General features: G+C 60.2%; 9 protein-coding genes. All 9 read left to right on the forward strand.

Annotated elements, in window-relative coordinates; translation table 11 throughout:
* Positions 1-21: 21 nt before the first annotated feature.
* The 9 genes from plsY (at position 22) to ACWUI2_RS09165 (ending at position 14,444) form a co-directional block, all read left to right on the forward strand.
* The gene (gene plsY / locus ACWUI2_RS09125; RefSeq protein WP_486982545.1) at positions 22-660 is read left to right on the forward strand and encodes a glycerol-3-phosphate 1-O-acyltransferase PlsY; all 639 of its coding nucleotides are present in this window, start codon (positions 22-24) and stop codon (positions 658-660) included.
* Between the two features lie 10 nt (positions 661-670).
* Positions 671-1,996, forward strand: a complete 1,326-nt coding sequence (locus ACWUI2_RS09130) for a homoserine dehydrogenase (RefSeq protein ID WP_486982546.1) — start codon at positions 671-673, stop codon at positions 1,994-1,996.
* 8 nt (positions 1,997-2,004) lie between these two features.
* On the forward strand, positions 2,005-3,213 hold the full coding sequence (locus ACWUI2_RS09135; RefSeq protein ID WP_486982547.1) for an aspartate kinase: 1,209 nt from the start codon (positions 2,005-2,007) through the stop codon (positions 3,211-3,213).
* A gap of 10 nt (positions 3,214-3,223) precedes the next feature.
* Positions 3,224-4,585, forward strand: coding sequence for a threonine synthase (thrC, locus tag ACWUI2_RS09140; RefSeq protein WP_486982548.1), 1,362 nt, complete (start codon positions 3,224-3,226; stop codon positions 4,583-4,585).
* 891 nt (positions 4,586-5,476) lie between these two features.
* A complete protein-coding gene (locus ACWUI2_RS09145; protein WP_486982549.1) occupies positions 5,477-6,550 on the forward strand; it encodes an NAD-dependent epimerase/dehydratase family protein in 1,074 nt (357 codons plus the stop codon).
* Positions 6,551-6,583: 33 nt separating this feature from the next.
* Positions 6,584-7,918, forward strand: coding sequence for a vitamin K epoxide reductase family protein (locus ACWUI2_RS09150; protein ID WP_486982550.1), 1,335 nt, complete (start codon positions 6,584-6,586; stop codon positions 7,916-7,918).
* Between the two features lie 182 nt (positions 7,919-8,100).
* Positions 8,101-9,729 (forward strand): citramalate synthase, encoded by a 1,629-nt coding sequence (cimA, locus tag ACWUI2_RS09155; RefSeq protein ID WP_486982551.1) that lies wholly within the window; start codon positions 8,101-8,103, stop codon positions 9,727-9,729.
* A gap of 30 nt (positions 9,730-9,759) precedes the next feature.
* Positions 9,760-12,576, forward strand: coding sequence for a DEAD/DEAH box helicase (locus ACWUI2_RS09160; RefSeq protein ID WP_486982552.1), 2,817 nt, complete (start codon positions 9,760-9,762; stop codon positions 12,574-12,576).
* 32 nt (positions 12,577-12,608) lie between these two features.
* Entirely contained in the window at positions 12,609-14,444 is a 1,836-nt protein-coding gene (locus tag ACWUI2_RS09165; RefSeq protein ID WP_486982553.1) for a hypothetical protein, read from the forward strand.
* The last annotated feature ends 369 nt before the right edge of the window (positions 14,445-14,813 follow it).

Consider the following 14,813-nt stretch of genomic DNA (forward strand, 5'->3'; position numbering starts at 1 on the left):
TCCGCCGAACTCTCCCAACCGATGACTCTCACCGTGGCGATCGTTCTGGCTGCCGTGGCCGGCTATCTGCTCGGGGCGATCCCGTTCGGCTACCTGGTCGCCCGGGCCCACGGGGTGAACATCCTGAAGGAAGGAAGCGGCAATCCCGGGGCGACCAACGTCGGTCGGGTGGTCGGCAAGAAGGCGGGCCGCCTGGTGTTTTTCCTCGATTTCTTAAAAGGGGCGGTCGCCGCCGGATGGGCCCGCTTTCTGCCATGGGAGGATCTCAACGCGGTCTTCGCCGTGGCCCTGACCGGTCTCGCCGCGGCGATCGTCGGCCACAGTTTCTCGGTGTTTCTCCGGGGCAAAGGAGGCAAAGGGGTGGCGACCGCAATGGGCGGGCTGATCGTGATCATGCCGTGGGTGGTGTTGATCGGGCTGTTGGTTTGGTTAGCCACCTTTTCGGCCGCCCGGTATGTGTCGCTCGCGTCGATCCTCTTCGCGGTCAGCCTGCCGGTATCGAACCTGGTCCTCGGCAATCCCCCGCTGTTGGTTTACGCCAGCCTCCTGCTGGCGGTCTTCATCATCGTGCGGCACCGGTCCAACATTCAAAGGTTGCTAAACGGCACCGAAAATCGTTTCGTGCGAAAAAAAGGCGGTGTGCCGCCGAAAGCAGAGTGAGGTAGTTGAAATGGAAAGCAAAGCCATCAGAATCGGGTTTATCGGCCTGGGAACCGTCGGACAAGGGGTGTGGAAACACATCGAAGGAAACCGCCGCCGGCTGGAATCGCGCCTGGGCGCCAGCCTGGAATTGGCCAAGGCGGCGGTCCGGGACTTAAACAAGGAGCGCCCGGTGGCGATCCCTTCGGAGAAGTTGACCCTCGACTCGATGAGCGTGGCGACCGATCCGTCGATCGACATCGTGTGCGAGCTGATGGGCGGCACCGGATTCGCGCGGGAGGTGACTTTGGCCGCGCTGGAGCGGGGCAAAATCGTCGTCTCCGCCAACAAGGCGCTCCTCTGCGAACACGGCGAAGAGATTTTCGCCACCGCCCGCAAGGGGGGCGGCCATTTCTTCTTCGAAGCGAGCGTCGCCGGCGGTATTCCAATCATCAAGGCGTTGCGCGAGGGATTGGTGGCCAACGGCTTCAAGCTGATCTACGGCATCCTCAACGGCACCTGCAACTACATCCTGACCCGGATGGAGCGGGAGGGAGCCTCTTTCGAAGCCATTCTCGGCGAGGCCCGCAAGCTCGGCTACGTGGAGGCCGACGAATCGCTCGACCTCGACGGCTGGGACACCGCCCACAAGGCGGTCATTCTCGCCTTCCTCGCCCATGGCAAATGGGTCAAATACGACGAGATGCTGGTCGAGGGAATCCGTCAGATCACCCAGGAGGACATCCGCCAGACCGGCGCGCTCGGCTACAGTATCAAGCTGCTGGCCGCCATTGAACGCGACTTCGAAACCAACAAACTCTTCATCAGCGTCCGCCCGTCGCTGGTCTCCCGCCAAAACGTCCTCGCCAATCTCGGAGGTCCCTTCAACGGCGTTTCCGTGACCGGCGACGTGGTTGGCACCACACTCTATGTCGGGCGCGGGGCGGGGCAGGACGCCACCGCCAGTTCGGTGATCAGCGACATTGCCGACGCGGTTCTTTTGCTTCGCGGCGACCGGGTGCCGCTTCCGGCCGAGGAGGAGGATGATATCCGCGTGGCGGATACGCCGTGCGGCATCCTGCCCCTGGAGAATCTCCGCGGCGAATATTATCTGCGGTTGACGGTCAAGGACGCCCCCGGGGTGTTGGCCCAGGTCGCGGCGGTGATGGCGGAGCGAAGCGTCAGCATCGCCACCGTCCTGCAGAAGGACCGGGCCGACGACAAATCGGCCTCGTTGATCCTCACCACCCATCAGACCAACGAGCGGGACATCCAGGAAACCGTGAAAAAGCTGGGCGAATTGTCCAGTGTATTGGAAAAACCACTCTTTTTGCGCATCGCCAATTACAGCGAATAATCAACGATATGGCACGGATAGTCCAAAAATACGGCGGCAGTTCGGTGGGTGATCTCGACCGGATCCGCAATGTCGCGGCGCGCGTCAAGAAGGTGGTCGACGAAGGGCACGAAGTGATTGTGGTCGTTTCCGCCCGGTCGGGCGTCACCAACGAATTGGTCGAGCGGGCCCTCTCGCTCAACCCGGTTCCCAATGATCGCGAGATGGACATGCTCCTGGCGGTCGGGGAACAGGAGACGATCGCCCTGACCGCAATGGCCCTGCACGCGATCGGAGTTCCGGCGGTTTCCCGTACCGGAGCCCAGGCCGGCATCACCACCGATCTCGCCCACACCCGGGCGCGGATCATGAGCATCGCCAGCGGCAGCATCGAAGACCCTCTCAAACGGGGCGAAGTGGTGATCGTCGCCGGGTTCCAGGGGATCTCCGCCGAAGGCCAGATCACCACCCTCGGGCGGGGCGGCTCCGACCTCAGCGCCATCGCCTTGGCGAGTTCGCTCAACGCCGATCTTTGCCAGATCTTCACCGACGTCGACGGCGTTTACACGGCGGATCCCCGGATCGTGCCGGACGCCCGGAAACTGGAAGAAATCAGTTACGACGAAATGTTGGAATTGGCCAGCCTCGGATCGAAAGTGATGCAAGCCCGTTCGGTGGAATTCGCCAAAAAATACGGCGTGCTGTTTGAAGTCAGATCGAGTTTTAACGACAATCCAGGAACTATCGTGAAAGAAGAAGTCGCATCAATGGAAGACGTCGTCGTGCGTGGCGTCGCGGTTGACAAGAACCAGAAAAAAGTGACGGTGAGCAATCTCCCCGACAAGCCGGGGACGGCCGCCGACATCTTCCAGGCCCTTTCGGACGCCGGAGTGGTGGTCGACATGATCGTGCAAAACGTCGGCCGCGGCGGGGTGGCGAACCTCACCTTCACCGTTCCCCGCGACGACGGCGAACGGGCCAAGGCCGCCGTCTCGGCCGTGTTCGAACGAATCGGCGGCGGGAAGGTGGAAGTCGCCGACGAGATCGCCAAACTCTCGGTGGTCGGCGTCGGCATGCGGACACATTCCGGGGTGGCGACCACGCTCTTCAAGACCCTCGCCAGTCGCGGGATCAACATTCAGATGATCAGCACCTCCGAGATCAAAATCTCCGTTGTCCTCGACCTCGACCGCGCCGACGAAGCCGCCCAGATCGTCCACTCGGCGTTTAAATTGTAGTTTCTTTCCCATGTATATCAGCACCCGGGGGCAAACCCGTCCGCATACGTTCACTGAAGCCGTCTCCGTCGGTCTGGCGCCGGACGGAGGATTGTTTTTGCCGGAACGGTTGCCGGATGTGTCCGGGGAGCTGCAGGAGTGGGAGAATTTGCCGTATCCGGAACTCTGTTACAGGTTTTTCCGGCATTTCGCGGACGATATCCCGGAGGCCGACTTACGGGCGGTGGTCGAGCGCTCCTACTCGAAATTCGACCATCCCGAGGTCGCTCCGCTGGTCCGGCTGGACGAAGGGCTCTTCGTGTTGGAGCTGTTCCACGGTCCGACGCTCGCCTTCAAGGACTTCGCCCTGCAACTGCTCGGCAATCTTTACGAAGAGCAGATCCGCCGGACCGGCAAGCCGATCAACGTCCTTGGGGCGACTTCGGGCGACACCGGGGCCGCCGCGATCCACGGCTTGTTGGGGAAAGAGGGAGTCAATATTTTCATCCTCTATCCCAACGGGCGGGTCTCGCCGTTGCAGGAGCGCCAGATGACCTGCACCGGGGCGGACAACGTTTTCCCGCTGGCGATCGAGGGAAGTTTCGATGAAGCCCAGGCGGCGTTGAAGGAGACCTTCGGCGACGCCGAGTTCGGCCGGAAATACGGGTTGTCGGCGATCAACTCGATCAACCTCGCCCGGATCCTCGCCCAATGCGTGTATTACATTTACGCATACTTCCGGTTGCCGGAGGAGAAGCGGGAAAACGTCGAGTTCGTGGTGCCGACCGGCAACTTCGGCAACATCTTCGCCGGATGGTTGGCGCAGAAAATGGGATTGCCGGTCCGCGGATTCAAAATTGCGACCAACCAAAACGACATTCTTTACCGGTTGTTCACCACCGGCACCTACAAGACCGGGGATGTCCAACCGAGTCTGGCCCCGTCGATGGACATCCAAGTGGCCTCCAATTTCGAGCGGTTTCTGTATTATGCCGTGGATTGCGACCCGGTCCGGGTGCGGGAGATCATGGCGACCTTGAAGGCCGGCGGTGAATTCGTCTTCGCGGATTTCCGCGCCGATATCTTTCGCGCGACCCGGATGACCGACGAGGAAATCCCGGGAGTGATCTCGGATCTGTATCGAAAATACGGGTACGTGGCGGACCCCCACACCGCCTGCGGGTTCAAGGAAATCGATCCGGAAAGAACGACCGTGGTATTATCGACGGCCCACCCGGCGAAATTTCCGGAGACCTTGAAAGAGGCGATCAACCTGGAGCCGACCCACCCGTCGCTGGAGGAGTTGCGTAGCCGCGAGATCCGCAAACACCCCATCGCCGCCGACACCGCCGCGATCCAGGAGTTCATTGCGGCTCACGCCAAGAGTGGCTGAGGCGTAAGGCGCGGACGCGGGCGGCGGACGGCAGGATGCCATCCCTCCCAGTGGCGGGGAAGAATGTCGCCGTAGTCGGGTTGGCTTTGCCGCCCGACAGCAGCGGCCGAAGACGATTGGCCGAAAGTTCAATGTCACACGTCGCCGATGGGATCGATTGGCTCCCGCGTTTCGGACACCAAACAGTGGGGCGGCAAAGCCAACCCCACTACCTTAAACGGCTTTCTGTGCGGCGAAATCGGAGGGTTGGCTGCCAGCCGACCTTCTTCTGGCGCGGACGCGGGCGGCGGACGGCAGGATGCCATCCCTCCCAGTGGCGGGGAAGAATGTCGCCGTAGTCGGGTTGGCTTTGCCGCCCGACAGCAGCGGCCGAAGACGATTGGCCGAAAGTTCAATGTCGCGCGTCGTCGATAGGATCGATTGGCTCCCGCGTTTCGGACGCCAAACGGTGGGGCGGCAAAGCCAACCCCACTACCTTAAACGGCTTTCTGTGCGGCGAAATCGGAGGGTTGGCTGCCAGCCGACCATCTGCTGAGACGCGTTGCCGACGGCGGACGGCAGGATGCCATCCCTCCCAGTGGCGGGGAAGAATGTCGCCGTAGTCGGGTTGGCTTTGCCGCCCGACAGCAGCGGCCGAAGACGATTGGCCGAAAGTTCAATGTCACACGTCGCCGATGGGATCGATTGGCTCCCGCGTTTCGGACGCCAAACGGTGGGACGGCGGAGCCAACCCCATTACGTTAAACGGCTGCTGTGCTCTTCCAGCACACGTTAGGCGGGACGCCTCGCCACTTTGGAATTCGTGGTTTTCCCGAGGAGGTGTTCAGGGGCGGTTTCATTGCGGGGAGGTTTTTGGCAGGTACGTTTTAAGCAAACGGGGGGAAGAGGAATATGCTGAAAGCCAAGGAAGTCGTTTTGATCACGGGAGCCGGGGGATTGTTGGGGACCGCCATCGCCCGGAAATTGGCCGACCGTTACCAGGTGGTCGGTTTCGATATCGTCGGGGCACCGTCCGAGTCGCCGTATTCCGGCTACTTCAAGGTCGACTTGACTTCGGACGATAGCGTCCGGGGCGGACTGAAGGAAGTCCGGGCCAAGTGCGGGTCGCGGATCGCGTCGGTGATTCATTTGGCCGCCTACTACAGCTTCTCCGAGCGATCGAGTCCGCTTTACGACAAAGTCACGGTGCGGGGGACTGAGCGATTGTTGAGGCAATTGCAGGAGCTCGATGTGGAACAGTTTTTCTTTTCCAGCACTATGCTGGTTCACGCGCCGACCGAACCGGGAAAACCGATCAACGAAAGCTCGCCGGTGAAGTCGAAATGGGATTACCCGCAATCGAAGGAAGAGACCGAGGCGGTGATTCAACGGGAGCGGGGGTCGATGCGGACGGTTATCGCCCGGATCGCCGGCGTCTATGACGACGGTTGCCATTCCATTCCGATCGCGCACCAGATCCAGCGGATCTACGAGCGCCAGATGACTTCGAAGTTCTACCCGGGCGACCTGGAGAAGGGGCAGGCGTTTGTGCATCTGGAGGACGTGGTCGAGGCGGTGGAACGGATCGTCGACCGTCGGGCGGCCTTGCCGGACGAGGAGGTCTTCTTGATCGGCGAAGACCGGACGCTCAGTTACCGGGAGTTGCAGAACCGCTTCGGGGAACTGCTCCATGGCAAGGCGTGGAACACCAACCACATTCCGAAACCGCTGGCGAAAACGGGGGCCTGGTTGCAGGACAAAACCCACACCGGCGATCCGTTTATCAAACCGTGGATGATCGACTTGGCCGATGACCACTACGAACTCGATATCTCGCGGGCGCGGAGTCTTCTCGGCTGGGAGCCGAAACATTCCCTGGAGGAAACGCTTCCGCGCATGGTGGAAGGATTGAAGCGGGATCCGATCGGTTGGTACGAAGCCAACAAGCTCGACGTGCCGTCGCATCTGCGGAAGAAAGCCGGTTGACCGGCGACTCCGGCGAGAAGGGGGGGCGGACGAGTGGAAGGGGGTAAATTCCAGCAGCACGAGCAGCACTTCCAGCGGTTCCTCTGGGTGCATTATACGGTGATGCTGCTCGGATTCTGGCTGCTGGTCAGTCCGTTCAGTTTCGGTTACCAAAGCCAGGGGATTTTTGTAGTCAGCGACTTTTTGAGCGGCCTTCTGTTGATTCTGTTCGGCTGGTTGTCGTTGTCGCCCCGCCGGTTGTGGGCTCCCTGGGCGGCGTTTGCGGTCGGAGCCTGGCTGAACCTCGCCCCGCTCATTTTCGAGGCCCCGGAGGCGGTCATTTATCTGAACAACACGATCGTCGGCGTCCTGGTGATCGCGTTGACCATCTTGATCCCCGACGTGCCGGGGTCGGTGTTGTTCCGGAAGCCGGGACCCGAGATGCCGCCCGGGTGGAGCTACAATCCGTCGGCGTGGGTCCAGCGGATGCCGATGGTGGTGCTGGCCGTCGGCGGATGGTTCATTTCGCGGTATTTGGCGGCTTATCAACTCGGTTACATCGACTGGGCCTGGGACCCGGTCTTCGGTGACGGGACGGTCGAAGTCTTGACCTCGGACGTTTCGGAAGCCTTTCCGGTATCGGACGCCGGTCTGGGGGCCTACGCCTACACGTTCGAGATGTTATTGGCCTTTATGGGATTGAAAGACCGGTGGCGGACCAATCCGTCGACGGTGTTGGTGTTCGGGCTGCTGGTGATCCCGTTGGGAGTTACCCATTTGGTGCTCGTCACGATGATGCCGGTGTTGGTCGGATACTGGTGCATGTTTTGCCTGCTGACGGCGTTCCTGATGTTGGCGATGGTGCCGTTGGCGCTCGGGGAGGTCGTGGCGACCCTGCAATTCATTCAAACCAAACGGGGTGAAGGACATGGATTCTGGAAACTGATCGTGCAAGGGGAAGGTCTTCCCGGCGACGTCCGCGATACCCGGACGCCGCCGCCCAACGCTCCGTTGACGCAGATTATCCCGGCGATGTTGTGGGGAGTGACCTTCCCGTGGACCCTGCTGGCGTCGTTCGCGCTCGGGGTTTGGCTGATGGTCTCGCCGGCGGTGTTCGGGACGGGCGAAGCGGCCGCCAACAGCCACTTTTTGACCGGTGCCCTCGTGATCACGGTCGCGGTGGTCGCCTTCGGCGAAGTCGCCCGCGCCGCCCGCTTCGCGAACATCCCCCTCGGGGTCTGGACGGTCGTGGCCCCCTGGCTTTTGTCCGGCGCAGGGACCGCCGAAATCGCCAGCGCGGCCGTCGCCGGAATCGCCCTGATCCTGCTAAGCCTCCCGAAAGGTCCGATCAAAGAACGCTGCGGCAGTTGGGAGCGGTTTATTTTCTGAGGCGGAGTGGGAGGGAGCTTAGTGGAGGAGCTTCGTGCTTTAGCCGAAGATTGTCGGCATGTGAACACTTCTGAACTCCGGACGTTTCGCGACAGCGGCTGAAGCACGCTGCTCCTTTTTCCTCCTGTTGTTTTTTTTTGTCTTTTCCGATTCTTTCCTATTGGGTGCTCCTTTTTAAGCCGATGAACAAAGAAGCCGTCATTATCTACGACACCACGTTGCGCGATGGAACGCAGGGAGAGGGGATCTCCTTTTCGGTCACGGATAAGATTCGAATTACCGAAAAACTCGATCAATTCGGCGTCGATTACATCGAAGGCGGTTGGCCGGGGTCGAATCCGCGGGATATGGCTTTTTTCGAGGCGGCCAAGAAATTGAAGCTCAAGCACGCCAAGGTGGCGGCGTTCGGGTCGACCCGTCGGGCGAAGGTCCGAGTGGAGGATGATCCGCAACTGAAATTGCTCCTCGAAGCCGAGACCCCGGTGGTGACGATTTTCGGCAAGAGTTGGCTTCTCCATGTCACCGAGGTTCTGCGGACCACCCCGGAGGAGAACTTGAACATGATCGGGGAGTCGGTCCGGTTTCTGGTCGATCATGGTCGCGAGGTGGTCTATGACGCCGAGCACTTTTTCGATGGTTACGTCGACGATCCGGAATATGCCCTCGCCACCCTTGCCCGGGCGCTGGAGGGCGGGGCGAGTTATGTCGCCCTTTGTGACACCAATGGCGGGAAATTGGTCCGGGAGGTCGCCGAAATCACCGGGGCGGTGAAAAAACGTTTCCCGGGGGCCTCGGTCGGGATGCATTGTCACGACGACTCCGGTCTCGGCGTCGCCGTTTCGCTGGCTGGGGTGGAAGCGGGCGCGGTGATGGTCCAAGGGACGATGAACGGATTCGGCGAACGGACCGGCAACGCGAATCTCACCTCGATCATCCCGAATTTGGCCCTGAAGATGGGGCATCCGGTCCACTGCGGCCGCAATCTGAGCAAACTCCGGGAACTTTCCCTATTCGTCGACGATCTGGCCAACAAACGATCCGACACCACCGCGCCGTTCGTCGGGGCCTCGGCCTTCGCCCACAAGGGCGGGGTGCATGCCAACGCGGCCCAGAAGGTCGCCCGGAGTTACGAGCACATCGATCCGGCGTTGGTCGGCAACCGGCAGCGGGTTTTGATCTCCGACATGTCTGGACGTAGCAGCGTCATGATGAAGGCGAAGGAATTCGGGCTGCACCTCGACGAAAAGAGTCCGGCGATGAAGGAGATGCTGGAGGAACTCAAGGCCCTGGAGTATCGAGGATACGAATACGAGGCGGCCGACGCTTCTTTCAAGCTGTTGTTGGCGAAATGGCTGAAGCAGCAGCGCGACTTTTTCGAATTGGAAAGCTACCGGGTGATCGTCGAGATGCGAAACGGCGAAGAAAGCCTCATTTCCGAGGCGACGGTCAAGATCCGGGTCAATGGCGAAACCATCCATACCGTGGCCGAAGGGAAGGGGCCGGTCGGGGCGATGGACAAGGCTTTGCGGCTGGCGTTGGAAAGCGCGTATCCGCAGATCAAGGACGTCCAGTTGCGCGATTTCAAGGTGAGGATCCTCGACAGCAAGGAAGGGGCCGGCGCCCGGACCCGGGTGTTGATCGAGTCGAGCGACGGCCAGGAAATCTGGGGAACCGTCGGGGTGAGCGACAACATCATCGAAGCCAGTTGGGAAGCGTTGCGCGATTCCGTGGAATACAAGCTCCTCCAGGAGTCCGGCAACGGCAACGGCGGAGAAGAGAAACCGCGGGAAGAAACGGTCGCGCAATCTTGATTACCGGTTGCCGAGGGAAAGACCTGACCGATGGAGGCCCGGATTTTCGAGTTGTTGAAGCGACCGCGCCGGGATTTCTCCAGTCAGACCCGGGCGGCGGCCGAAGTCGTTCCCCAATTGGTGGTCGAGCCCCCTTCGCGGGTTCTGCTTCGGTTGGTTGATTCCGCCGGGAAAGCGGTTTTTCCGGATCACTTGCCCTATTCGGGCACGGTGCGGTCGTTGATCAAAGCCTGGAATCAAGCCCGGGAGTTTGGGGAAGAGGCTTTCGCTTGGGGAGATGACGGGGAGATTGAAGAAGGAGTCGACTTGGCCGCCCATCCGGGGTTGATCCCCTTTCTCTGGCGATCGTCCGGCTTGGTCGACGGGGAGATGCGGCCGATCGAGCGTATTCCGGGGGTGATGCGGGCCGGACTCCGGGCGACGCCGGAGGAAGAGGAGAAGGTTTTTCGGACGAGACTGACGCTGCATGCTCCCGACGGCGACCGAATCGAACTCGACGCGCCAACGCCGGTTTCGGGGGAGGCCTTGCTCGATGGCGGACGGCTTTACCGGATCGAGCCGATCGGTCCGGCTTACGCGGCGGCCGGACTTTTCAATGACCGGGTCCCGCTGTCGCAGTTGGCGTTGTTCCTGACCCTGTTCGCCTCCAATTTCCCGTTGGCCTCGGTCGAGATCGAAGGATTCGCGGCGGACGAGGGGGAGGCGGAGGAGGCGAAGCCGGCCTTGATTTTCCGTGAAGTCGACCGGGACGACAACCTGTTGTTGGAAGCGACTTACACCGTGCCCGGCCTTCCCGCCGGATTTCTGCGCGATTATGATATCTCCCGGATGGTGAAGATCGATCCTTCGGGCCGGGCGTTTCAAATCGGCGACGTCGAATACGCCGGAGCCCATGCGGCGCGGGAGGAACTGTTGAAGGAGATCCGTCGGTTGAATCGAAAGGTGAAGACCGACCGGGGTTTTTTCGACATCGACGAAGAGACTGAGACGATCACGCTAGGGGCGGATTTAGCCCGCGAATTTCTCGGCAGCGTGTTGGCGAATTACGCTGCTCGTTTCGCGATTTTCGGGGCGGAGAAGCTGCGCCGCTACAAGATCGTCCATGCCAAACCGAAGTTGCATCTCAACCTGAGCAGCGGGATCGATTTCCTCGAAGGCGACGCTACGCTGGAGATCGAAGGCGAGCGGATTTCGCTTCTCGACGCGATCGCCCAATTCAAGAAAAACGCCTACATTCAGCTGTCCGACGGAAACCAGGCGGTGGTCGACGGCAACTACATGGCGCGGTTGAACCGTCTCTTCAAAAAGAAGAAACAAGGGGTGGTCCGGGCTTCGTTTTTCGACCTCCCGATGATCGACGATTTGATCGACGACGCGGCCGTCTCCGCGCCGTTGGTGAAGTCGCGCGATGTCTTCCGGGGAATCAACACCTTGGACGAACGGAAGGTGCCGACGCCGCGGTTCAAAGGCGACCTCCGGCCGTATCAAACCTACGGTTTGCGCTGGCTCGATTATCTCCACGCCCACCGCCTCGGAGGTTGCCTGGCCGACGACATGGGTTTGGGGAAGACGGTGCAGGCGATCGCTCTCTTCAGTCGGATCTATCCGAAGGTGAAAAAGCCGAGCCTCTTCGTGATGCCCCGGAGTTTGCTTTTCAACTGGACCGCCGAACTGGAAAAATTCGCCCCCGATTTAGTGTTTTGCCAGCATTACGGTCCGGAGCGGGATTGGGCCAAGGCGCGGGAGCATTCGGTCATTTTAACCACCTACGGCACCCTCCGGTCGGACGTGGAGGCGATCTCCGCCGAGGAGTTTCATGCGGTGGTTCTCGATGAGTCCCAGAACATCAAGAACAGGCAGACCCAGACGACCCAGGCGGTTTACACCTTGAAGGCGGAGTTTCGTTTGGCGCTTTCGGGAACGCCGATCGAGAACAACCTCGGCGAATTGTATTCACTTTTTCGATTCTTGAACCCAGCGATGTTCGCTTCGCGGGCGGAGTTCGACCGCGACTACGGTCAGCCGATCCAGAAGCAGCGTGACCCGGAGGCGGCGGAGGAATTGAGGCGGAAGATCTATCCGTTCATCCTGCGGCGGTTGAAATCGGAGGTGTTGAAGGAATTGCCGCCGAAGGTGGAACAGGTGCTTTACGTCGACATGAACGACGAGCAGAAAGCCCATTACGAAACGCGGCGCCGGTTTTACCAGGAAGTGATTCGCGGGGAGATCGACCGGCACGGGTTGGCCAAGAGCCAATTCGCGATTTTGGAAGCGCTGCTGGAGTTGCGTCAGATCGCGACCATCCCCGAAGCGAAGACCGACGGACGGATCGCCTCGGCGAAAACGGAACGTTTATTGGAAGCGGTCGACGAGGCGATCGCCAATGGGCACAAGTGTTTGGTCTTCACTAACTTTTTGGCCGGGGTCGAGCAAGTGAGCGAAGCGCTGGGCGAGCGGGGGATCGGTCACCTCACCATGACCGGAGCGACCCACGATCGTCAGAGTCTGGTGGAGCGGTTTCAAAAGGATCCGCGGATTCTGGTTTTCGTGATGACCCTGAAGACGGGCGGGGTCGGGTTGAATCTGACCGCCGCCGATTCCGTTTTCATTCTCGATCCGTGGTGGAACACCTCGGCCGAATCGCAGGCGGTCGACCGGGCCCATCGTATCGGCCAACAGAATACGGTTTTCACCTACCGGCTGATTACCCGGGGGACGATTGAGGAGAAGATTCAGAAGTTGCAATCGCAAAAGAAGGAGTTGGTCGACCAGATCGTCACCACCGACAGTTCCGCGCTGAAACAATTGACCGAGTCGGACATCGACTCGTTGTTCAACACAGCGTGAGGAAGCGAAACGAAAGGAGTTGGAGGTAACCGATGGAATTTTCAAGAGAGCTTCCGAAGAACGTCAATGATCCGTTGCGGGAGTTGTTCGTGAGCTTTTACCATAAGTCCGCTCTCGCATCCGTCTATCCGGCGGCCGCCACCGCGCTCGGCATCGACCCGGGTGGCCGGATCCCGGCGAAGGGGGTTCTCGTGCAAACGCTTATTGAATTGGTGGATTCTCCGGATCGGATGTCGCTCTTCATCGAGCGTTTGCCGACTCTGTTGAGGCAGGTGTTGGAAGTCCTTATTTGGGAGGACAAGATTTCTCTCACGCAGCTTGAAGATCGGGTGGACTGGGGAATCGCGTACTCCAATCCGAAATGGGAGAAATCCAGAAGCTACAGCTATGAGCCGCCGTTTCTTCTGCAGAAAGGCCTTGAACTGCTGGTTCTTTGGCCCGCGGGATACCAATACTACTCGCGGGAGGTTGATCGGTCGGAATTTTGGGTCGCGGTGCCGCCGGCGGTGCGGGCTTGGCTCGGGGCTTATTTTCCCAAGCCGGAAGGTTACTATCTGGTTGGTCGGGGATTCCCGCCGGAGGCGCAGAAGGAGAAATGGCGAGTCTTCGATTGCTCGGCCCATGCCCTGCAGGATTGCGTGATCGTGGCCGAGATGCTGCGGCGGGGAGCGTTGACCCGGAATACGAATGGAGCGGTCGCCCGGGCGGTCTTGAAGAAGCTCGCCGGGCTGACCGGGGGCGGGGAACTGTATCCGGACGTCACCTACTCGCCGAAATTCCCGTTTTTCCGTCATCAGTTTTTGGTCGATTTCATCGATGAAGTTTTGCCGGACTCGAGCAAGGAACTGCTGGCGGACGCCAAAATCGATCCGGGGACCTTTCTGCGGGGGATCGTCGAGGCGTTGGGCGGGGCTCCCGCGTGGGTGCTGCAAAAACTGCTGCCCCATCTTCGCCCCGAGCACGCCTACGCGGAGCCCGAGTGCAGCGAGGAGGTGTTGGACGGGTTTCTCGCGATCTTCGGGGAGGTGCCAAAGGATCAATGGGTGACGAAGCGGCAGGTGGTGGTCTATTGCCGATATCGGGAGCAGACCGGCTGTTTTTTCAATTACTATTCGTTCCAGTTTCAGGCCGAGGATCATCAGAGGAACAATTTTTACTACAAAAAACGGCTCTATATTGACCGGGATAACATGGCCGAGGCCGTGACGTGGCCGCTCTTCAGCGGTTTGGCGCTCGGTCTCGCCGCGTTGGGGTTGGTGGAGGTCGCCTATACCGAGCCGAGAAACGAGCGTTTCCACGCGGGGAACAACTTGTATCTATCGCCGTTCGAGGGAGTGAAGGCATTGCGTCTGACGGCCCTCGGTGCGTATGCGTTCGGACAGACCGAGCAACTCGATCTTCCCGAGTTGGAGACGAGCGGGACCAAACTCGAATTCGCCCCGGACCGGTTGCATGTGTATGGGGAGCGGATCGATCCGGTGACGGATGGGATCTTGCGGGAATATATGGTGCCGGTGGGGCCGGGTTTGTATAAGATGACCCGGACGAGTTTTTTGAAAGGATGTGCCACGACGAAGGAAGTGGCGCAGCACGTCCGGCAGTTCCGTCAGCGGTTGCCGGAAGAGTTTCCGCCGACGTGGGAAAATTTTCTCCAGGATTTGGAGAAGGAAGAGCCGGCCTTGGCCCAAGAAACCGGCTGGGTGGTTTTCCGGGTGCCGGAAAATGTGGAAGTGCGGAACGCATTTGCCCGCGATCCGGTATTGCGGAAATTGGCGTTGAAGGTTGAAGGCTGGCGGATTGCGGTCAACCGGAGCGATGTTCCGGTGTTGGAGGAGCAATTGCGAACGCTCGGATTTTTTCCGAGGTAAAGGAGATCGTGAGAAGCCGTTCAACGGAGTGGGGTTGGCTTTGCCGCCCACCGTTCGGTGCACGAAACGGGAAAAGGCGACCGTTCTCGTCGGCGACCGCGTGACATCGAACTGTCGTCGGGCGGCGGAGCCAACCCGATTACGGCAATGAAGTTGATTAGAACAGCCCAAGGGGTTCTCCGCCACTGGGAGGAATGGCATCCTGCCGTCCGCCGTCGGCGTCGGTCTCAGGAGAAGGTCGGCTGGAAGCCAACCCTCCGATTTGGCACCGCAAACCGCATAGTCTAATCACAGAAGCCCGTAGTGGGGTTGGTTTTGCTGCCCGAGAAGCGATCCGATCTCGTCGGCGACGCGTGACATCGCACTTTT

This window comes from Verruconatronum alginivorum, assembly GCF_056590205.1.